A 19,516-nucleotide genomic window follows, 5' to 3' on the forward strand; every position below is an offset into this window, starting at 1 on the left:
CAGGTGGCCCGGCCCTTCGTCGTACAGGAGGCGGCTGCGGCTACTTGCGGTCGTAGGCCGCCTTCGACCAGCGGTAGCCGAGGACGGCGAGGCCGAGGCACCAGGCGAGGGCGAGCCAGCCGTTGTGGCCGATCTCGGTGCCGAGGAGGAGACCGCGGAGGGTTTCGATGGCGGGGGTGAAGGGCTGGTACTCGGCGATGGGCTGGAACCAGCCGGGCATCGCGTCGACCGGGACGAAGGTGCTGGAGATGAGGGGGAGGAAGATCAGGGGCATGGCGTTGTTGGAGGCGGCTTCGGCGTTGGGGCTGACGAGGCCCATGCCGACCGCGATCCAGGTGAGGGCCAGGGCGAAACCCGTGAGGAGCCCGAAGGCGGCCAGCCACTCCAGGACCGAGGCGTCGCTGGAGCGGAAGCCGATGGCCACGCCGACCGCGCCCACCAGAACCACGCTCATCACACACTGCAGGACGCTCCCCACGACGTGCCCGACGAGCACGGACCCGCGGTGGATGGCCATGGTGCGGAAGCGGGCGATGATGCCCTCGGTCATGTCCATCGCGACGGACACCGCGGTCCCGATCGTGGTGCCGCCGACGGTCATCAGCAACAGCCCCGGCACGACGTAGGCGATGTAGGCGGAGCGGTCGGCACTGCCGCCGATGCCGGCGCTCATGACGTCGCCGAAGACATAGACGAACAGCAGCAACAGCATGACCGGCGTGAGCAGCAGGTTCAGCGTCATGGACGGATAGCGGCGGACGTGCAGCAGATTGCGGCGCACCATCGTGGACGAGTCGCGCACGGCGAGGGTGAGGGCACTCATCGGACGGCTCCCTTCGGCTGGTCGGTGTCGCCGGTGAGGGCGAAGAAGACGTCGTCGAGGTCGGGGGTGTGGACGGTCAGTTCGTCGGCCTCGATGTCGGCGGCCTCCAGCCAGTCGAGGACGGAGCGCAGTTCGCGCTGGCTGCCGTCGCTGGGGATACGCAGGGCGAGGGCCTCGTCGTCGCGGGAGGCCTCGGTCAGGGCGGAGGCGGCGGACTGGTAGGCAGTGGGGTCGGTGAAGCGGAGGCGGATGTGTCCGCCGGGGATGAGTCGCTTCAGCTCGTCGGCGGTCCCCTCGGCGGCGATCTTGCCGTCGTTCAACACCGCGATGCGGTCGGCGAGTTCGTCGGCTTCTTCCAGGTACTGGGTGGTGAGGAAGACGGTGACGCCGCCTGCGACCAGCTCGCGGATGATGCCCCACATGTTGTGGCGGGAGCGTGGGTCGAGGCCGGTGGTGGGTTCGTCGAGGAAGATGATCCGCGGGCTGCCGACCAGGGTCATGGCGATGTCGAGGCGGCGCTTCATGCCGCCGGAGTAGGTGGAGGCGGGCTTCTTGGCGGCCTCGGTGAGGTCGAAGCGCTCCAGGAGCTCGGCGGTGACTCGCCGCCCTTCCGCCTTGGGCAGGTGGTGCAGGTCGGCCATGAGGAGCATGTTCTCCTCGCCGGTGATGAGGCCGTCGACGGCGGAGAACTGGCCGGTGACCCCGATCGCCGCCCGCACTCCGTCCGGTGACGTGGCGACGTCATGGCCGGCGACCTGTGCCTGGCCGTCGTCCGCGGTGATGAGGGTGGACAGGATCTGCACGGTGGTGGTCTTGCCGGCGCCGTTCGGACCGAGCAGGGCGAAGACCGAGCCGGCCGGGATGCGCAGGTCGATGCCGTCGAGGACGACCTTGTCGCCGTACGACTTGCGCAGACCGATGGTGGAGACGGCGGCCGGGGACGGATGACCGTCAGTGGATGTGTGCATGACAGATGAAGGCATGGAGCCCTCCGGTCGAAGGCTGAAGTGGGTGGGGAAGGGGGCGGGGCGCGTTCAGAGCTTGGCGCGGAGGACGTCGATGTTGCCCCAGTTCGTCCGTGCGCGGATCTTGACGGTGTCCTCCGTCCGGTCCGGGGCCTCGGTCGCGGCCAGGGTGTTGCGGACCTGTCCGCGGTTGGAGCTGACGTCGAGCCAGGCGGCGGTGCCCTCGCGGACGCCGACCTCGATGGAGCCGTTGGAGGTCTCCAGCTGGACCTCCCCGCGGGCGACCTCGGCGACGCGGAGGTGGCCGTTGGTGGAGGTGCCGACGACCGAGGCCTCGGCGCGTGCGATGTCGATGCCGCCGTTGGTACCACTCATCCGCAGCTCGCCGGTGACGGTGCCGACGGTGGTGGTGCCGTGCGCGTTCTTCAGGACGGCGGGGCCGTCGACGACGCCGACGCGGATGTTGCCGCTGCTGCTGGTGATCTCGGCGCGGCCCTCGACGCGGCCCGCGGTGATCGAGCCGTGCGACACCTCCAGGCGCAGCGGCCCCGTCGTGTCGAGCCGGACGTCCCCGGTCGACGTCTTCACGCGGACCTCGCCGAGGACGCCCTCGCCGAGCACCTGCGTCCAGGAGCCGGTCGCGTCGACGCCGGAGCCGGTGGGCAGTTCCACCGTCACGGAGACGATGCCGCTCGGTCCGATCACGCGGCGTTCCTTCGTCCTGATGGTGAGGACGCCGTTCACGAACGTGACCTCGGTCTGCGCGGCCGCCTTCACGTCCTTGTCCCGCTTCGGGTCGCCCGGCCGCACGTCGACGACGGTGTCGGCCCGGTCGGTGGCGGTGAACTGGACGTACCCGGCGCCGACGTGGGCGACGACCGAGATCGCCTCGGGAGTGTCGAAAGTAGGCATGGCTGTACCGTCCTCGTGACTGGTCGGGGCGTCCCCGCAGGTGGGACGTGGTGTGGGTGAAGTGGAGGGCGGGCTGGGCTAGCGCACCCAGCCCGTGAAGTTCTGTCCGGTGCGGGTCTTCTGTGCCGTACGGGGCTGTGTCCCGCCGTCGACCGCGGCCGACACCGCGCGCACCAGCCACGCGTTGACCGACAGGCCCTCGCGGTTCGCTGCTTCCTCGGCGCGGGCTTTGAGGTGGGCGGGCAGCCGCAGGTTGACGCGGGCGGTGCCGCCCTCGTCGGCGTCGGCCGGGACCGGGGTCGGGAACGGTTCGGCAGTGGGGGTGTCGGTGTAGGTGGGCGGCGGTGTCACCACGAAGTCGGGGTCGAGGCCGCGCAGCCGTACGTCGACCGAGCCGGGGGCGAGTTCACGGGTGATCTCGTCCATCGCGGCGGAGAGCACGTTGAGCATGGTCAGTCGGGTCGCCGACTCCAGGGGAGCGGTGAGCCGCTCGGCCAGCTCGCGGGCTTCGTTGCCGCCGGCCTCGGCGGCCACCGCGAGTTCGCGGCGGAGGGTGTCGACGTACGGGGTGAGGTCCATGACGTCATCATGGCACCACTTTGGCGCCATGTGCAAGGTTGCTTGGCGTCAGGGGTGAGGCGGGATTGCGGTCTGATGCTTTGACCTGCGGAAACCCGATGAGCTCGGCATGGCTCGGTGTGGTGCCACTTTGGTTGGCGTGCTTGCGGTGGCATCGAATGGCGTGAGAGTGGTGCCATGTGGTGCCGTCGTGGCGCCTCGGTGTCAGTTGTCGTCCGCGCGGCGGTCACGGGGGCCGCCCAGTTCCACCGCGGTGCAGCGCCAGCGACGGTCCCGGCCTTGTTCCACGCGGAAGGCCATCGCGCGCAGCTGGTCGCCGGCGCCGATGCGGGCGAAGGCCTCGAAGGCGCCGGGGCGCGGGACGTAGTAGCCGATGTCGCGGACCACGGGGCGGGTGCCGCGGGCGCGGAGGGGGCCGCGTTCGGCGAGTTCGGCGAGTTCGTCGTAGGCGCGGCCGACGGTGTGCCGGAGCATCGAGTGGACGGGGCGCTGACCGCTGAGGACCAGCACGAGGAGTTCGGCGATGTGGTCGGTGGGGTGGAGCTGGGGGACGGCGGGCCTGGGTGGGGCTTGGGCGGGGACCCTGTGGGCGCCTGAGTGGAGGGTGATGGTGCCACCGCCGGCCGTGGTCGTCGGTGGGCGGTTGTCCGTGGGCCTGGTGCGGGTGAGGGCGGTGGTGTTCGGGGAGCCCGGCGGGCGGCCGTCGTCGGGGGTGGCGCGGCGCGTTCCGCCTACCGGCGTGCGAGGCGGGGTGCCGCCGGGGCGGCGGGAGTCGCGGCGGCTCGGCGGGCGGGTGCCGGGACGGAGCTGCGACCTGGTCATGACCTTGTTCATGGAGATCCCCGTTCGTGGAGCCCGGAGCGGTGCGGAGCGTGCGGTGCGCTGTGTACCGGGCGGTAACTTCGGCGTTGGGGATCTTGTACGGGGTTGAGGGCGACGGCAGCAAGGAAGCGCGGGGGGTGCGGCGAAGGGACGGGAGGTTCACTTATCCGGGTGATCCGCGGCGCCGGAAGCCCGTGACCGCGGGGGCGCGACGGGTGAGTTCCCGGACGTGAGTGGACGCCTCCAGGGGGCCGGGCAGGGACTCGAAAGGGGACGCCCGCACGTATCCTGAAGGCTCTTCGGGAGGCCGTCACCGCTCTGCCGGGAGCCTCCGCGGAGCCCTCGTCCACGCTCTCCGACCACGAAAGCGGCAACCATGCGCGTCTACGTCCCCCTGACCCTCTCCGGTCTCGCCGAGGCGTACAAGACGGGCGAGTTGGGGCCCGACCCGCTCCTCGCCTACGCCGTGACGCCCGCGTTGCGCGAGTGGTACCTCTCCGACGACATCGAGGAACTGGAGTACGCGGCGCTGAACCGGGCCGCGCTCGCCTCGCTGCGGCTGCTCGCGGCGGACGCCGGCGCGGTACGGCGCCGGGTCGTGGTCGCGGTCGACGTGCCCGACGGTGCGGCGGTCGCCGACCCCGACCGGGGGCTCGATCCGGCGGCGCTCGGTGAGGTGCGGGTGGCCGGCGGTGTCGCGCTGGCCAAGGCGGCCGCGGTGCATGTCGACGCGGATGACGCGGAGGCGGACGTGGCCGCGGGGGCGGAGGCGTTGGCGGCGGCGGACGCTGGGGACGACGACGCGCAGTTCGTCGTGGACGGGACCGAGGACCACGAGCTGCTCTGGTACGCCACGCAGGAGATTCCGCATCTGGTCGGGCTGGGCGGTTGAGGCTGCCTGTGCGTGCTGGTCGTGCCCTTCTGACCTGCGGGTCTCTTGATTGTCAGTGGGGGCGGGTACGTTTTTGGCATGGGGAAGCACAGGGGCGCGCACATCGTCTGGGATTGGAACGGGACGCTGTTCCATGACAATGACGCGATCATCGGGGCGACGAACGCGGCGTTCGCGGAGCTGGGGCTCGCGCCGATCACGATGGAGCAGTACCGGGCGCTGTACTGCGTGCCGGTGCCGAAGTTCTACGAGCGGTTGATGGGGCGGCTGCCCACCGAGGCCGAGTGGCTGGTCATGGACGAGACCTTCCATCGGTACTACACCGAGCACCGGGTGGGGTGCGGGCTCACGGCCGGGGCGACGGAGTTGCTCGTCGGGTGGCGGTCGGCGGGGCGCAGCCAGTCGATCCTCAGCATGTACGGGCATGACGAGCTGGTGCCGTTGGTGCGGGGGTTCGGGATCGAGGCGCACTTCGTTCGGGTGGACGGGCGGGTCGGGCCGTCCGGGGGGAGCAAGGCGGAGCACATGGAGCGGCATGTTGCGGCGCTTGCCGGGGTGGATCCGGCTCGTACGGTGGTGATCGGGGACGCCGCCGATGACGCTGTGGCGGCGTTGCATGTGGGGGCGCGGGCCGTTCTGTACACCGGGGGGTCGCACGGGCGGGCGAGCCTGGAGGAAGTGGGGGTGCCGGTGGTGGATACGTTGGCTGAGGCGGTCGCGGTTGCGGAGCGAATAGCTGTGTAGCCAGGTGATCGGGCTGACCGGCACGGGGGCTGGGCGGGGGTGGGTTTCGCTCGCCCGCGCCGGCGGGGTGCCGCTGCGCCCACCCGTGGCGCCCCAGCGGCACGACTGCCCGCAGCTGGGGCGGATGCAGAGCGGTTGCAGCGGCACCTCCGGTACCTCGCATCCTGCCTAAGGCACCTACGTCACCGGCGCCTTCGCCCTCAGTACCGTCAGAAACTCCCGCATCCACGCCGAGTGGTCCGGCCAGGCCCTCGATGACACCAGCGTGCCGTCGACGACCGCCTCCGTGTCCTGGAAGGTGGCGCCCGCCGACTGCATGTCGGGTTCCAGGGCCGGGTACGCCGTGACGCGGCGGCCGCGGAGGCCGTCGATCGCGGCCGTGAGCAGGGGGCCGTGGCAGATCTGGGCGACCGGCTTGTCGGCGTCGAAGAACGACTTGAGGATCTTGCGGAGTTCCGGGTCGTTGCGGAGGTACTCCGGGGCGCGGCCGCCGGGGATGACGACCGCGGCGTACTCGCCGGGGTCGACGTCGGCGAAGGCCAGGTCGGCCGGCCAGGTGTAGCCGGGCTTCTCGGTGTAGGTGTCGAAGCCGGGTTCGAAGTCGTGGACGACGAACTGGAGCTTCTTGCGGGTCGGGGCCGCGATGTGGACGTCGTAGCCCTCCTCGCGCAGCCGCTGGTAGGGGTACAGGACCTCCAGCGACTCCGCCGCGTCACCGGTGACGATCAGGATTTTGGCTGTCATGTCGGCAACGTGCATGCGAAACAAGCACTTGGCAAGAGGGCGGGGACTGTTCGGGGACTGTGCAGAACGTCAAAGTTCGACCCCCGGTTTTGTACACATACGGCTCATGACGGGGCCCCTGTAAGGAGCGATAGCCTTGGTGGCGTGATCAGCGCGATAGCTCGCGGGGGCATCGTCGCCCCTGCCCTGCGCCCGGTGAGCACGGACCACATCCGTGTCCGGGCGTCAGTCGCTGGTCCGCGCGGGCGGGACGGAGGTGCGGAACCCTCCAGGGCGCCGCGCACACCTCGTGACAGGGCCTCCCAGAGAGCAGCGTCACACCTTTCGAGGGCGTCGACATTGGCTGATATCACCCCGCCCATCTCGCCTCGCGGCATAGCGTCGGAGCGGACCGGACACCCCGGGCCGTGGCGTAGAGCCGCAGGGGAAGAGACCGTACTTCCTTCAACGTCACGCAACGGCGCGCGACAGGAGCCAGAGGACAATGCAGACCAAGCTGGACGAAGCCAAGGCCGAGCTGCTCGAGAGGGCTGCCCGGGTAGCTGAGAACAGCCCGGTCGGGGGGCACCTACCGACCGGGACGACGGACGAGGGCACCCCCGACCGGGAATCCGTGCTCGCGTTCCTCCAGCGCTACTACCTGCACACCGCCCCGGAGGACCTCACCGACCGCGACCCGGTCGACGTCTTCGGAGCCGCCCTTTCGCATTACCGGCTGGCCGAGAACCGGCCACAGGGCACGGCCAATGTGCGGGTCCTCACGCCCACCGTGGAAGAGAACGGCTGGGCGTGCAGTCATTCGATCGTCGAGGTCGTCACCGACGACATGCCCTTCCTCGTCGACTCGGTCACCAACGAGCTGACCCGGCAGGGACGCGGCATCCATGTCGTCATCCACCCGCAGGTCGTCGTCCGCAGGGATCTCACGGGACAGCTGATCGAGGTGCTCCCGCAGCGCCCCGCCGGCGACCGCAGCGAGCTTCCGCACGACGCGCACACCGAGTCCTGGATCCACGTCGAGATCGACCGCGAGACCGACCGCGCGGACCTCAAGCAGATCACCGCCGATCTGCTGCGGGTGCTGTCGGACGTCCGCGAGACGGTCGAGGACTGGGAGAAGATGCGGGACGCGGCGCTGCGGATGGCCGAGGAGCTGCCCGCCGAGCCCGTCGCCTCCGATCTGCGCGAGCAGGAGATCGAGGAGGCCCGTGAGCTGCTGCGCTGGCTGGCCGCCGACCACTTCACCTTCCTCGGCTACCGCGAGTACCAGCTCCGCGAGGACGACTCCCTCGCCGCCGTGCCGGGCACCGGCCTCGGCATCCTGCGCTCCGACCCGCATCACGCCGAGGACGAGAGCCACCCCGTCAGCCCTTCCTTCGAGCGGCTGCCCGCCGACGCCCGGGCCAAGGCGCGCGAGCACAAGCTGCTGGTGCTGACCAAGGCCAACAGCCGGGCGACCGTGCACCGGCCGTCGTACCTCGACTACATCGGGGTGAAGAAGTTCGACGCCGAGGGCAACGTCGTCGGGGAGCGGCGCTTCCTCGGGCTGTTCTCGTCCGCCGCCTACACCGAGTCCGTGCGCCGGGTTCCCGTCATCCGCCGCAAGGTGGCCGAGGTGCTCCAGCGCGCCGGGTTCTCGCCCAACAGCCACGACGGGCGCGACCTGCTCCAGATCCTGGAGACCTACCCGCGCGACGAGCTCTTCCAGACCCCGGTCGACGAGCTCCAGTCCATCGTCACCAGCGTCCTCTACCTCCAGGAGCGGCGCCGGCTGCGGCTGTACCTGCGCCAGGACGAGTACGGCCGCTACTACTCCGCCCTCGTCTACCTGCCCCGCGACCGGTACACCACCGGCGTCCGGCTGCGGATCATCGACATCCTGAAGGAGGAGCTCGGCGGCACCAGCGTCGACTTCACCGCCTGGAACACCGAGTCGATCCTGTCCCGGCTGCACTTCGTGGTCCGGGTCCCGCAGGGCACCGAGCTGCCCGAGCTCAGCGACAGCGACAAGGAGCGCATCGAGGCCCGCCTCGTCGAGGCCGCCCGTTCCTGGGCCGACGGGTTCGCCGAGGCGCTCACCGACGAGCTGGGTGAGGAGCGCGCCGCCGAACTGCTGCGCCGCTACGGCAACGCCTTCCCCGAGGGCTACAAGGCCGACCACTCCCCGCGCGCGGCCGTCGCCGACCTGTGCCACCTGGAGCAGCTCAGCGAGGAGAACAACTTCGCCCTGAGCCTGTACGAGCCGGTCGCCTCGGCGCCCGAGGAGCGCCGTTTCAAGATCTACCGCAAGGGCGAGGCGGTCTCCCTGTCCGCCGTCCTGCCGGTGCTCAGCCGCCTCGGCGTCGAGGTCACCGACGAGCGGCCGTACGAACTGCGCTGCTCGGACCGTACGACGGCCTGGATCTACGACTTCGGTCTGCGCATGCCCAAGTCGCAGAACGGCGCCGGGGACTACCTCGGCGACGACGGCCGTGAGCGCTTCCAGGAGGCCTTCGCCGCGACCTGGACGGGCAAGGCGGAGAACGACGGCTTCAACGCCCTCGTGCTGAGCGCGGGGCTCGGCTGGCGGCAGGCGATGGTGCTGCGGGCGTACGCCAAGTACCTGCGCCAGGCTGGCTCCACCTTCTCGCAGGACTACATGGAGGACACCCTCCGCAACAACGTCCACACCACCCGGCTGCTCGTCTCCCTGTTCGAGGCGCGGATGTCGCCGGACCGGCAGCGTGCCGGGCGCGAGATCGTGGACGCCCTCCTCGAAGAGGTCGACGCGGCGCTCGACCAGGTCGCGAGCCTCGACGAGGACCGCATCCTGCGCTCCTTCCTCACCGTCATCAAGGCGACGCTGCGCACGAACTTCTTCCAGGAGGCGCTCGGCGGCAAGCCGCACGAGTACGTGTCCATGAAGTTCGACCCGCAGGCCATCCCGGACCTGCCGGCCCCGCGCCCGGCGTTCGAGATCTGGGTCTACTCCCCGCGCGTCGAGGGCGTCCACCTGCGCTTCGGCAAGGTCGCGCGCGGAGGTCTGCGCTGGTCCGACCGGCGTGAGGACTTCCGCACCGAGATCCTCGGCCTGGTGAAGGCGCAGATGGTGAAGAACACCGTCATCGTGCCGGTCGGCGCCAAGGGCGGCTTCGTCGCCAAGCAGCTGCCCGACCCGAGCGTGGACCGGGAGGCGTGGCTGGCCGAGGGCATCGCCAGCTACAAGGTGTTCATCTCGGCGCTGCTCGACATCACCGACAACATGGTCGCCGGTGAAGTCGTCCCGCCCGCCGACGTCGTACGGCACGACGAGGACGACACCTACCTGGTCGTCGCCGCCGACAAGGGCACCGCCACGTTCTCCGACATCGCCAACGGGGTCGCGGAGTCGTACAACTTCTGGCTCGGTGACGCCTTCGCCTCCGGCGGCTCGGCCGGTTACGACCACAAGGGCATGGGCATCACCGCGCGCGGCGCCTGGGAGTCCGTCAAGCGGCACTTCCGGGAGCTGGGCGTCGACACCCAGACCGAGGACTTCACGGTCGTCGGCATCGGTGACATGTCCGGTGACGTGTTCGGCAACGGCATGCTGCTCAGCGAGCACATTCGCCTGGTCGCCGCCTTCGACCACCGGCACATCTTCATCGACCCGAACCCGGACTCGGCGACCTCCTACGCCGAGCGGCGCCGCGTCTTCGAGCTGCCGCGCAGCTCCTGGGCCGACTACAACGCCGAGCTGATCTCGGCCGGCGGCGGTGTGTTCCCGCGCAGCGCCAAGGCCATCCCGGTCAACGCGCACATCCGCGAGGCCCTCGGCATCGAGGGCAAGGTCTCCAAGATGACGCCGGCCGACCTGATGAAGGCGATCCTCAAGGCGCCGGTCGACCTGCTGTGGAACGGCGGCATCGGCACGTACGTGAAGTCGGGCGCGGAGTCGCACGCGGACGTCGGCGACAAGGCCAACGACCCGATCCGCGTCGACGGCGCCGACCTGCGCGTCAAGGTCGTCGGCGAGGGCGGCAACCTGGGCCTGACCCAGCTCGGCCGGATCGAGTTCGCCCTGCACGGCGGCAAGATCAACACCGACGCCATCGACAACAGCGCGGGCGTGGACACCTCCGACCACGAGGTGAACATCAAGATCCTGCTCAACGGCCTGGTCACCGAGGGCGACATGACGGTCAAGCAGCGCAACAAGCTGCTCGCCGAGATGACCGACGAGGTCGGCCGCCTGGTCCTGCGCAACAACTACGCGCAGAACACCGCGATCGCCAACGCGCTGGCCCAGTCCAAGGACATGCTCCACGCCCAGCAGCGCTTCATGCGCCACCTGGTCAGGGAGGGCCACCTCGACCGGGCCCTGGAGTTCCTGCCCACCGACCGCCAGATCCGCGAGCGCCTCACCAACGGCCAGGGTCTGACCGGCCCGGAGACGGCCGTGCTGCTGGCGTACACGAAGATCACGGTCTCCGACGAGCTGCTGCACACCAAGCTGCCCGACGACCCCTACCTGCGCACCCTGCTCGACGCGTACTTCCCGACCGCGCTGCGCGAGAAGTTCGCCGACCAGATGCACGGCCACCCGCTGGCCCGCGAGATCATCACGACGGTCCTGGTCAACGACACGGTCAACACGGGCGGTACGACCTACCTCCACCGGCTGCGCGAGGAGACCGGGGCCTCCCTGGAGGAGATCGTCCGGGCACAGACCGCGGCCCGCGCGATCTTCCGCTCGGCCGCCGTGTGGGACGGCGTGGAGGCCCTCGACAACCGGGTCGAGGCCGCCGTGCAGACCCGTATCCGGCTGCACTCGCGGCGGCTCGTCGAGCGCGGCACGCGCTGGCTGCTCAACAACCGGCCGCAGCCGCTCCAGCTCGCCGAGACCGTCGAGTTCTTCGGCGAGCGGGTCGAGCAGGTGTGGTCGCAGCTGCCGAAGCTGCTGCGGGGCGCGGACCTGGAGTGGTACCAGCAGATCTACGACGAGCTGTCGGGCGCCGGCGTGCCGGACGAACTCGCCACGCGCGTGGCCGGGTTCTCCTCCGCCTTCCCCACGCTCGACATCGTCTCGGTGGCCGACCGCATGGGCAAGGAGCCGCTGGACGTCGCCGAGGTCTACTACGACCTCGCCGACCGGCTGCACATCACGCAGCTCATGGACCGCATCATCGAGCTGCCCCGCGCGGACCGCTGGCAGTCCATGGCCCGCGCCTCCATCCGCGAGGACCTCTACGCGGCCCACGCGGCGCTGACCGCCGACGTCCTCGCGGTCGGCAACGGCACCTCCACCCCCGAGCAGCGCTTCAAGGCGTGGGAGGAGAAGAACGCGGCGATCCTCGGCCGGGCGCGCACCACCCTGGAGGAGATCCAGGGCTCGGAGACGTTCGACCTCGCCAACCTGTCGGTGGCCATGCGGACGATGCGCACGCTGCTGCGGACGCATTCGTAGGCCGTACGAGCTCGTAGTGCGGTACGAGCAACAGGGCGCCCCGGGCCGGGAATCGGCTCGGGGCGCCCTTTTCTTGGCTTGCTTTAGGCAAAGGGGAGGGCCACGAATTACCGTTTCCCGCTAAGAGTTGTGCCGTGAACGTGTGGGTTGTCGGCGGCAGCGGTGCCGTGGTGAATTTCGCCGTCTTCAATGTGCTGCTGCACGGGCTCGGCCGGCGGGCCCTGGTGGCGACGGTGCTCGCGAGCGTCGTCGCCGTGTTCACGAATTACCTGGGCCTGCGCCTCCTCGCCCACCGCGACCGTGCGGCGGGGATCGGGGAGCGGCCCACCCTGTTCTTCGCCTTCCGCGGGATCGGCGTGGTGATGGAGAGCGGCCTGTTCTACGTCGGCTATCACGGCCTCGGCCTTCACGGACCGCTCGGGTCGAACGCCGTGAAGGCCGTGTCCCTCGTGCTGGCGTCGGCCTTCCGGTTCCTGGTCCGCCGCACGTGGGCGGTGCCGCACGAAGTGCTCAGCCGGTCCTAGACGGCGACCTTCGGCTTCGGCTTGGCCTTGGGCTTCGTGGTCGTCTTGTCGCCGGTGAAGGCCTCGTACTCCTTCAGGACGTCCTCGGTGGGCCCGTCCATGCGCAGCTCGCCGCGCTCCAGCCACAGCACCCGGTCGCAGGTGTCGCGGATCGACTTGTTGTTGTGGCTGACCAGGAACACCGTGCCGGCGTGCTTGCGCAGCTCGCGGATGCGCTGCTCGGAGCGCTTCTGGAAGGAGCGGTCGCCGGTGGCGAGGGCCTCGTCGATGAGGAGGACGTCGTGGTCCTTGGCGGCGGCGATGGAGAAGCGGAGCCGGGCGCCCATGCCGGAGGAGTACGTGCGCATGGGCAGGGTGATGAAGTCGCCCTTCTCGTTGATGCCGGAGAAGTCGACGATCTCCTGGTAGCGCTCCTTGATCTGCTCGCGGGACATGCCCATCGCGAGGCCGCCGAGGTAGACGTTGCGCTCGCCGGTGAGGTCGCCCATGAGGGCCGCGTTCACGCCGAGGAGGGAGGGCTGGCCGTCGGTGTAGATGGCGCCGCTCTCCACGGGGAGCAGGCCCGCGACCGCCTTCAGCAGGGTCGACTTGCCGGAGCCGTTGGTGCCGATGAGCCCGATGGCCTCGCCCTTGTAGGCGACGAACGACACCTTCTTCACGGCGTGCACCTTGCGGACGCCGGACGCCTTCTCGGTCTGCTTGCGCCGCATGATCCGGTTGAGGGCGGCGGTCGCGGAGCCCTTGCCGGCGCCGGTGCCGTTGACGCGGTAGACGATGTCGACGTTGTCGGCGATGACGGTGGGGGCGTTCTCGTCGATGTTCTCAGCCACGGCCGTACGTCTCCTCAGCCTTCCAGAAGTAGATGAAGCCGCCGACTCCGGCGAGCAGGGCCCAGCCCGTCGCGATCAGCCACACGTGGGCGGGCAGCTGGCTGGAGTGGAAGCTGTCGATCAGCGCGAAGCGCATCAGGTCGATGTAGATGGCGGCCGGGTTGGCCTGGAGGACGGGGACCACCCACGACGGCCAGTCGTTGTGCTTGCTCGCCAGGTGCTCGATGCTCCACATGACGCCCGAGACGTACATCCAGGTGCGCAGCACGAACGGCATCAGCTGCGCGATGTCCGGGGTCTTGGCGCCGAGCCGGGCCATGACCATCGAGACGCCGGCGTTGAACACGAACTGCAGGACCAGCGCCGGGACCGCCAGCACCCAGGACGCCGCCACCGGCACCCCGAAGCAGAGCAGGATCACGACCAGGGCGCACATGGAGAACAGCAGCTGCTGGAGCTGCTGGAGGCAGAACGAGATCGGCAGCGCGGCCCGCGGGAAGTGCAGGGCCCGCACCAGGCCGAGGTTGCCGGAGATCGCGCGGGTGCCCGCCAGGATCGAGCTCTGCGTGAACGTCCAGATGAACACGCCCGTCACCAGGAACGGGACGTAGTCCGGCACGCCCTTCTTGGTGCCAAGGAGCACACCGAAAATAAGAAAGTAGACCGCCGCGTTGAGCAGCGGGTTCATCACCTGCCAGATCTGGCCGAGCTTCGCCTGGCTGTACTGGGCGGTGAGCTTGGCGGTGGAGAACGCGGTGATGAAGTGGCGCCGGGCCCACAGCTGGCGGATGTACTCGGGCAGGGTCGGGCGGGCACCGCTGACCGAGAGGCCGTGGCGGGCGGCGAGGGCCGCGAGGTCGCCGGCGGGGGGCGCGGGGGGCGCCGCGTCCGTCGGGGGCGGTGTGTGGAGGACCTGGCTCACATCCGCTGCTTTCGCTCAAGGGGGGCGGGGTGCGGTGACGGGGTTCGTCGCCGGGCGTTTCCTTACGTGACTCTTCACGTTCTCTTACGTCGGGACGGGACCGTATCGTCGCAACGTGAGCGTAGGCCCAGTGGGCGTCGGAACGCAACCGTTTCGTCGTCACGTTCTGCGTGGGGACGGGACCGTATCGTCGTAACGCCCTATGCTGGTCCGCATGACGACGAACGCCGAGGAGCCTCAGACGCGTCCGCGCCGCCGGGCCCCCGCCGGGGCGGCCGTCCTGCGGGAGGACGTGACGGAAGCCATCCGGGCGGCCGTCTTCGAGGAGCTCGCGGCGGTCGGCTACGCGCGGATGTCCATCGAGGGGATCGCGCGGCGCGCGGGCGTGGGCAAGACGGCGGTGTACCGCCGCTGGCGTTCCAAGCTGCACCTGGTGCTGGACGTGGTCTCGGCACTCGCCGTCCAGGGGTTGCCGGCGCCGGACACGGGCGCGCTGGAGAGCGACCTGCGGCTGCTGTACGAGGTGACGTCCCGGGCGCTGCGGCACCCCGTGGCCTCGCAGATCCTGCCGGACCTCCAGGCGGAGGCGGCGCGCAATCCCGAGATCGCGGAGGCCGTGCAGAAGGCGCTGCGGGACGGGCAGGAGGGCGTCGCCAGCAAGATCATCGTGGCCGCGGAGCGGCGGGGCGAGGTCCGGGTGGGCCTCGACGACGAGCTGGCCCTCGACCTGATCTCCGGGCCGCTGTACTGGCGCTCGGTCGTGATCCGCAGCCCGAAGCTCCCGAAGGGCTACCTGGACGCGCTGGCCCGGGCCACCGCGGCGGCGATCAAGGCGCTGTAGGCCGCGGTGCCGGTGGTTCCTGGCCGGCCCAGAGCCGCCGGGTGAGCTCCGTCAGGTCCGGTGTGCGCAGGGTCCGTCCGCCGAAGCCGGGCAGCGGGACGTGGAGGGCCTCGGTCCAGCGTTCGGGGACGGCGCTCAGCCCGTGCACGGCTCCCGCCAGTGCGCCCGTCACCGCGGCGACGGTGTCCGTGTCGCCGCCGAGGTCGATCGCGGCGCGTACGGCGTCCTCGTAGGAGGAGGTGGTGCGCAGGGCCCAGACGGCCGAGCCGAGGCAGGGCCAGACGGCGCCGTTGAACTCCGTCGCGTGGTCGGGGTGCCAGTCGGGGGAGAGGACGGTGGCGTAGCGGGCGCGGTGGTCGGGGTGGACGGCGGCGAGGGTGGCCGGGAGGGCGGCGAGCGGGTCGGCGCCGGAGAGGGCGACGCGGATCGACTCGTGCAGGACGGCGGTGCCTTCCCAGGCGGCCCGGTCGCCGTGGGTGAGGGCGGAGAGCCGGCGGGCGGCGGCCATAGTGGCCTCCCGGCCCTGGCGGGCGAAGTAGACGCCAGAAGGGGCCGCGCGCATCAACGCCCCGTTCCCGGCCGCCCGTTGGTTCGTCTGGAAGTGCAGGGCGGCGGCCAGGTCCCAGGGGTCGCCGCTCGTCAGGACGGCCTCCGTCTGCAGGCCGATGTCCTTCGGCTCCGCGGCCGCCCAGCACCGGAACCGGCCGAACACGTCCGGCAGTTCGAGGCCGCCGCACTCCAGCAGCGACTCCGCCGTCAGTACGGCCATCTGCGTGTCGTCCGTGGCCTCGCCGGGGTCCCAGCCACCGCCCCCGCACATCTCGCCCCCGTGCCCCGGTCGCGGGAAACGCGCCGAGAAGGCGCCCTCGGGGCCGAACTCGAAGGGGGCACCCAGCGCGTCACCGACGGCCGAGCCGATGACGGAGCCGAGGGCGCGGTCGAGAGCGCGGTCGGGGACGGGATCGCCGGGGCCGGTCATCCGGGCAGGCTAGCCGGGAGGCGGGCCGCCGCGCTCAGTCGCGTGCCGCCTCCGGATGCAGCCGTACCCAGCCCTCCCAGGCCGACGTGATCATGTCCTGGACGTCGTGCTTGGCCTTCCAGCCGAGTTCGGTGGCGATGCGGTCGGCGGAGGCGACCACGCGGGCCGGGTCGCCGGGGCGGCGGGGGTGAACGGTCGGGGGGCGGTGGTGGCCGGTCACGGCGTTGACGTGGTCGATCATCTCGCGGACGGAGACGCCCTCGCCGCGGCCGATGTTGAGGGTGAGATCGCGGCCGGGGGCGGAGCGCAGGGCACGGGCCGCCGCCACGTGGGCCTCGGCCAGGTCCACCACATGGATGTAGTCGCGGACACAGGTGCCGTCCGGCGTCGGGTAGTCGTCCCCGAAGATGCGCGGGGGCGCGTTCTCCGTGAGCTTCTCGAAGACCATCGGGATCAGGTTGAAGACGCCCGTGTCGGCGAGGGCGGGGGTCGCCGCGCCCGCCACGTTGAAGTAGCGGAGGGAGGCGGTGGCGAGGCCCGTCGCCCGGCCCGTCGCGCGGACCAGCCATTCGCCCGCCAGTTTCGTCTCGCCGTACGGCGACATCGGCACGCACGGGGTCTCCTCGGTCACCAGCTCCACATCCGGCATGCCGTACACCGCCGCCGAGGAGGAGAACACGAACGACGGCACCCCGGCCGCGGTCACCTGCTCCAGCAGGACGCGCAGGCCCTCCACGTTCTCCCGGTAGTAGTGCAGCGGCAGGTCGACCGACTCGCCCACCTGCTTCTTCGCCGCCAGATGCACGACCCCGGTGATCCCGTGGTCGGCCAGCGCGCGCGCCACCCGCTCGGCGTCCAGCGTGGAGCCGACCACCAGCGGCACTCCGTCCGGCACCCGCTCGGCGATCCCCGTCGACAGGTCGTCGTACACCACCGTGCGCTCGCCCGCCTCGGTCATCGCCCGCACGACGTGCGCCCCGATGTATCCGGCGCCGCCGGTGATCAGCCAGGTCATGTACGGCCGTCCCCTCGTCAGGTGAAGCATGGTGGAGCGTGTGGAGGTGCTGTCAGTCAACCAGGCGCGGCACCCCACCGGGGACGCCTGGGGACACGCCCTGTGAACGCGCGGGGGCGGGCAGCGGTGCCCGTCCGGCGGTCGTGTTACGCCACAGGCGGGTGTACGACAGTGCCGCCGCCGTCACCAGCAGGCCATTGCGTACGACCATCAGCGCGCAGCCCGTCCAGGTCGCCGCCTCCACCTCGGCGTACAGCACCGGATACACCACCGCGCTGACCGCCGTCGCCGCCACGATCAGCACGGCGACCGGCCGCTGAACGGTGTGCCGCGAGGTCAGGCAGACGGCGGCCAGGCCCAGCAGCCAGATCATGTACTGCGGGCTGATCACCCGGCTCGTCACCGTGAACAGGAGCACGGCCGTGAGCGCCGCGTCGTAAGGGGTCGCCGGGGCCCGGTGCCGGGCCCGCGCTCGCCACCACAGCAGGAGCCCGAAAGCCACCGCCGTGGCGGCCAGCGAGGCGTGGGCGACCAGGGACACGAACGGGCCCGTGTACTCCAGCGCGCCGTACTGATAGCGGACCGTGCCCGGCCAGCCGGCGTGGGTCGCGAGGCCGAGGGCCGTGCCGCCCAGCGACTCGATCTGTACGCCCCGGCCGCCCTGTTGACGCAGGAACGCGAAGGGGTTGTCGAAGCAGGCCAGCAGGACGGCCAGGGCCGCCGCTCCCGTCAGCGCCGCCCACCGCCACACCGACCGCGTCGCGCGCCCCCGCTCCACGCCCAGCAGCACCAGCACCGGCCACACCTTCACCAGCGCGCCCAGCGCCGCGAACGCGCCGCACGCACGCGTGGAGCGCGGCAACGTCAACAGGGCGATGACGGCCAGGGCGGTGACCTGCACGTCGTAGCGGGCGAGCGGCACGTGGAGGAGGAGCGGGAGTCCGCCGGTCCACAGGGCCGCGCCGCGCAGGCTGCGTCCGGGACGCGTGCCCGCGCGGGACAGCGCGTACGTGATCGCCGCGTCGGAGAGGAGGGTCAGGGCGACGAACGCCTGGAAGTACGTGAGCCCCGGCAGCAGGGCCGGGGACAGCAGCACCGGGGCCGCGCCCGGCGGGTACTGCCACAGCGGGTCGTGCGCGGGGAAGGCGCCGGAGGACAGGACGCCGTACCAGTGGCCGTACAGCCGCCACACCTCACGGGCGACGCCACCGCCGCCCAGCAGCGGCAACGTGTCGTGGGCGAGCAGCCACAGCATCAGGGCGCGGGTGGTGAGCCAGGTGGCGCCGAGCCAGAGCAGGGGGTGGCGATGGCGGTTCATCACGGCGGATCGTAAGCCGCGCGAATGCCGTATCAGCGCCCATACATGCCCGTACGGGACGGGATTCGCTCAGGCCTTCTCTTCCAGTGCCGCGGCGTCCACGGCTGCCGCGTCCAGTGCCGTCGTCAGCTCGTCCAGCCGGGTGCGCAGCGCCCGGATCTCGTCGACGTCGAACCCGGTAGCGGCGGCGACGCGGCGGGGGACCTGGAGGGCGGACTCGCGCAGGGCTGTGCCCTCCTCGGTGAGCCGTACCTCCACCGACCGCTCGTCGCGCGCGCTGCGCTCCCGGCGGACCAGGCCGGCCGCCTCCAGCCGCTTGAGCAGCGGCGAGAGCGTGCCGGAGTCGAGGCGCAGGTGCTCGCCCAGCTTCTTGACCGGCAGGTCGCCCTGCTCCCACAGGACCAGCATCACCAGGTACTGGGGATACGTGAGCCCCAGGTCCTTGAGGATCACGCGGTAGACGCCGTTGAAGGCGCGGGACGCGGCGTGCAGGGAGAAGCAGATCTGCTGGTCGAGGCGGAGCCAGTCGCTCGTGGGCGTGGTCATGCCTCCAGGATAGCTCGTGGAGGCAACTTAGTTGTGCACAACTGAATTGTGTGCTCTACTTGTGGTCATCGGGTTCACGACCCCCGAGTTCGGGATCACGACCCCCGAGTCACGACCTCCGAGAGGACTGGTTTTCCCATGGACGCGCTCTACACCGCTGTCGCCACCGCCACCCACGGCCGCGAGGGTCGCGCCGTCTCCAACGACGGCAAGATCGACCTGCCGCTGAGCTTCCCGGTGGAGATGGGCGGCGACGGTCAGGGCACCAACCCCGAGCAGCTGTTCGCCGCCGGTTACGCCGCCTGCTTCGGCAGCGCCCTCGGTCTCGTCGGCCGCCAGGCCAAGGTCGACGTCAGCGACGCCGCGGTGACCGCCGAGGTCGGCATAGGCAAGCAGGGCGAGGGCTTCGCCCTGAAGGTGACGCTCCGCGTCGAGCTGCCCGACAGCGTCGACGAGGCCACCGGCCGCAAGCTCGTCGAGACCGCCCACCAGGTCTGCCCGTACTCCAACGCCACCCGCGGCAACGTCCCGGTCGAGCTTGTCATCGAGTAGTCGTCACGAACGTCGCGAACGTCGCGCATACGGATGGCCGGTGCTTCCCGCACCGGCCATCGGTGTTTCTCAGCGGCCGGGGC

At 70.8% G+C, this 19,516-nt stretch carries 18 protein-coding genes; 6 read left to right on the plus strand and 12 right to left on the minus strand.

Features of this window, described 5'->3' with window-relative positions; genetic code table 11:
• Window positions 1-40 precede the first annotated feature (40 nt).
• From IQ210_RS00075 to IQ210_RS00095, 5 genes are all read right to left on the minus strand, one after another.
• A complete protein-coding gene (locus tag IQ210_RS00075) occupies window positions 41-823 on the minus strand; it encodes an ABC transporter permease (RefSeq protein ID WP_194075375.1) in 783 nt (260 codons plus the stop codon).
• Window positions 820-1,806 carry an ATP-binding cassette domain-containing protein gene (locus IQ210_RS00080; protein ID WP_194075377.1) on the minus strand — a complete coding sequence of 329 codons (987 nt, stop codon included), beginning with the start codon at window positions 1,804-1,806 and terminating at the stop codon, window positions 820-822. The genes IQ210_RS00075 and IQ210_RS00080 overlap by 4 nt, the downstream gene beginning before the upstream one ends.
• Window positions 1,807-1,857: 51 nt before the next feature.
• Entirely contained in the window at window positions 1,858-2,700 is an 843-nt protein-coding gene (locus tag IQ210_RS00085) for a DUF4097 family beta strand repeat-containing protein (RefSeq protein ID WP_194075379.1), read from the minus strand.
• Between the two features lie 78 nt (window positions 2,701-2,778).
• Window positions 2,779-3,279 (minus strand): toxin-antitoxin system HicB family antitoxin, encoded by a 501-nt coding sequence (locus IQ210_RS00090; protein WP_194075380.1) that lies wholly within the window; start codon window positions 3,277-3,279, stop codon window positions 2,779-2,781.
• Between the two features lie 204 nt (window positions 3,280-3,483).
• Window positions 3,484-4,113 carry an Rv3235 family protein gene (locus tag IQ210_RS00095; RefSeq protein WP_194075382.1) on the minus strand — a complete coding sequence of 210 codons (630 nt, stop codon included), beginning with the start codon at window positions 4,111-4,113 and terminating at the stop codon, window positions 3,484-3,486.
• 364 nt (window positions 4,114-4,477) lie between these two features.
• On the opposite strand from IQ210_RS00095, the gene IQ210_RS00100 reads away from it, so the two are divergent.
• Together IQ210_RS00100 and IQ210_RS00105 are read left to right on the plus strand one after the other, a co-directional pair.
• A complete protein-coding gene (locus IQ210_RS00100) occupies window positions 4,478-4,993 on the plus strand; it encodes a DUF6912 family protein (protein WP_194075384.1) in 516 nt (171 codons plus the stop codon).
• A gap of 78 nt (window positions 4,994-5,071) precedes the next feature.
• A complete protein-coding gene (locus IQ210_RS00105) occupies window positions 5,072-5,737 on the plus strand; it encodes an HAD family hydrolase (protein WP_194075386.1) in 666 nt (221 codons plus the stop codon).
• A 177-nt stretch (window positions 5,738-5,914) separates the two neighbouring features.
• On the opposite strand, the gene IQ210_RS00110 is transcribed toward IQ210_RS00105, so the two are convergent.
• Complete coding sequence (locus IQ210_RS00110) at window positions 5,915-6,481, minus strand: DJ-1/PfpI family protein (RefSeq protein ID WP_126272412.1); 567 nt, start codon at window positions 6,479-6,481, stop codon at window positions 5,915-5,917.
• A 484-nt stretch (window positions 6,482-6,965) separates the two neighbouring features.
• On the opposite strand from IQ210_RS00110, the gene IQ210_RS00115 reads away from it, so the two are divergent.
• On the plus strand, window positions 6,966-11,906 hold the full coding sequence (locus tag IQ210_RS00115; protein ID WP_194075387.1) for an NAD-glutamate dehydrogenase: 4,941 nt from the start codon (window positions 6,966-6,968) through the stop codon (window positions 11,904-11,906).
• A 134-nt stretch (window positions 11,907-12,040) separates the two neighbouring features.
• Complete coding sequence (locus tag IQ210_RS00120) at window positions 12,041-12,430, plus strand: GtrA family protein (RefSeq protein ID WP_194075388.1); 390 nt, start codon at window positions 12,041-12,043, stop codon at window positions 12,428-12,430.
• Here IQ210_RS00120 and IQ210_RS00125 read toward each other — a convergent pair.
• Together IQ210_RS00125 and IQ210_RS00130 are read right to left on the minus strand one after the other, a co-directional pair.
• Entirely contained in the window at window positions 12,427-13,260 is an 834-nt protein-coding gene (locus IQ210_RS00125; RefSeq protein ID WP_194075389.1) for an ABC transporter ATP-binding protein, read from the minus strand. The two genes, IQ210_RS00120 and IQ210_RS00125, sit on opposite strands and share 4 nt — an antisense overlap.
• Complete coding sequence (locus IQ210_RS00130) at window positions 13,253-14,182, minus strand: ABC transporter permease (protein ID WP_194075390.1); 930 nt, start codon at window positions 14,180-14,182, stop codon at window positions 13,253-13,255. The genes IQ210_RS00125 and IQ210_RS00130 overlap by 8 nt, the downstream gene beginning before the upstream one ends.
• A 202-nt stretch (window positions 14,183-14,384) precedes the next feature.
• Between IQ210_RS00130 and IQ210_RS00135 the strand changes: the two genes are divergently transcribed.
• On the plus strand, window positions 14,385-15,023 hold the full coding sequence (locus IQ210_RS00135; RefSeq protein WP_194075391.1) for a TetR/AcrR family transcriptional regulator: 639 nt from the start codon (window positions 14,385-14,387) through the stop codon (window positions 15,021-15,023).
• On the opposite strand, the gene IQ210_RS00140 is transcribed toward IQ210_RS00135, so the two are convergent.
• From IQ210_RS00140 to IQ210_RS00155, 4 genes are all read right to left on the minus strand, one after another.
• Complete coding sequence (locus IQ210_RS00140) at window positions 15,010-16,002, minus strand: ADP-ribosylglycohydrolase family protein (RefSeq protein WP_194075392.1); 993 nt, start codon at window positions 16,000-16,002, stop codon at window positions 15,010-15,012. The two genes, IQ210_RS00135 and IQ210_RS00140, sit on opposite strands and share 14 nt — an antisense overlap.
• Before the next feature lie 34 nt (window positions 16,003-16,036).
• The gene (galE, locus tag IQ210_RS00145; RefSeq protein WP_194075393.1) at window positions 16,037-17,017 is read right to left on the minus strand and encodes a UDP-glucose 4-epimerase GalE; all 981 of its coding nucleotides are present in this window, start codon (window positions 17,015-17,017) and stop codon (window positions 16,037-16,039) included.
• A gap of 52 nt (window positions 17,018-17,069) precedes the next feature.
• Window positions 17,070-18,335: a glycosyltransferase family 87 protein gene (locus IQ210_RS00150; protein WP_194075394.1), complete on the minus strand. Its 1,266-nt coding sequence runs from the start codon at window positions 18,333-18,335 to the stop codon at window positions 17,070-17,072.
• 69 nt (window positions 18,336-18,404) lie between these two features.
• Complete coding sequence (locus IQ210_RS00155; RefSeq protein ID WP_194075396.1) at window positions 18,405-18,881, minus strand: MarR family winged helix-turn-helix transcriptional regulator; 477 nt, start codon at window positions 18,879-18,881, stop codon at window positions 18,405-18,407.
• A 138-nt stretch (window positions 18,882-19,019) separates the two neighbouring features.
• On the opposite strand from IQ210_RS00155, the gene IQ210_RS00160 reads away from it, so the two are divergent.
• Window positions 19,020-19,433 (plus strand): organic hydroperoxide resistance protein, encoded by a 414-nt coding sequence (locus IQ210_RS00160; protein WP_194075398.1) that lies wholly within the window; start codon window positions 19,020-19,022, stop codon window positions 19,431-19,433.
• Window positions 19,434-19,516 lie beyond the last annotated feature (83 nt).

It is taken from the genome of Streptomyces justiciae (assembly GCF_015163075.1).
Taxonomy (GTDB): Bacteria; Actinomycetota; Actinomycetes; order Streptomycetales; family Streptomycetaceae; genus Streptomyces; species Streptomyces justiciae.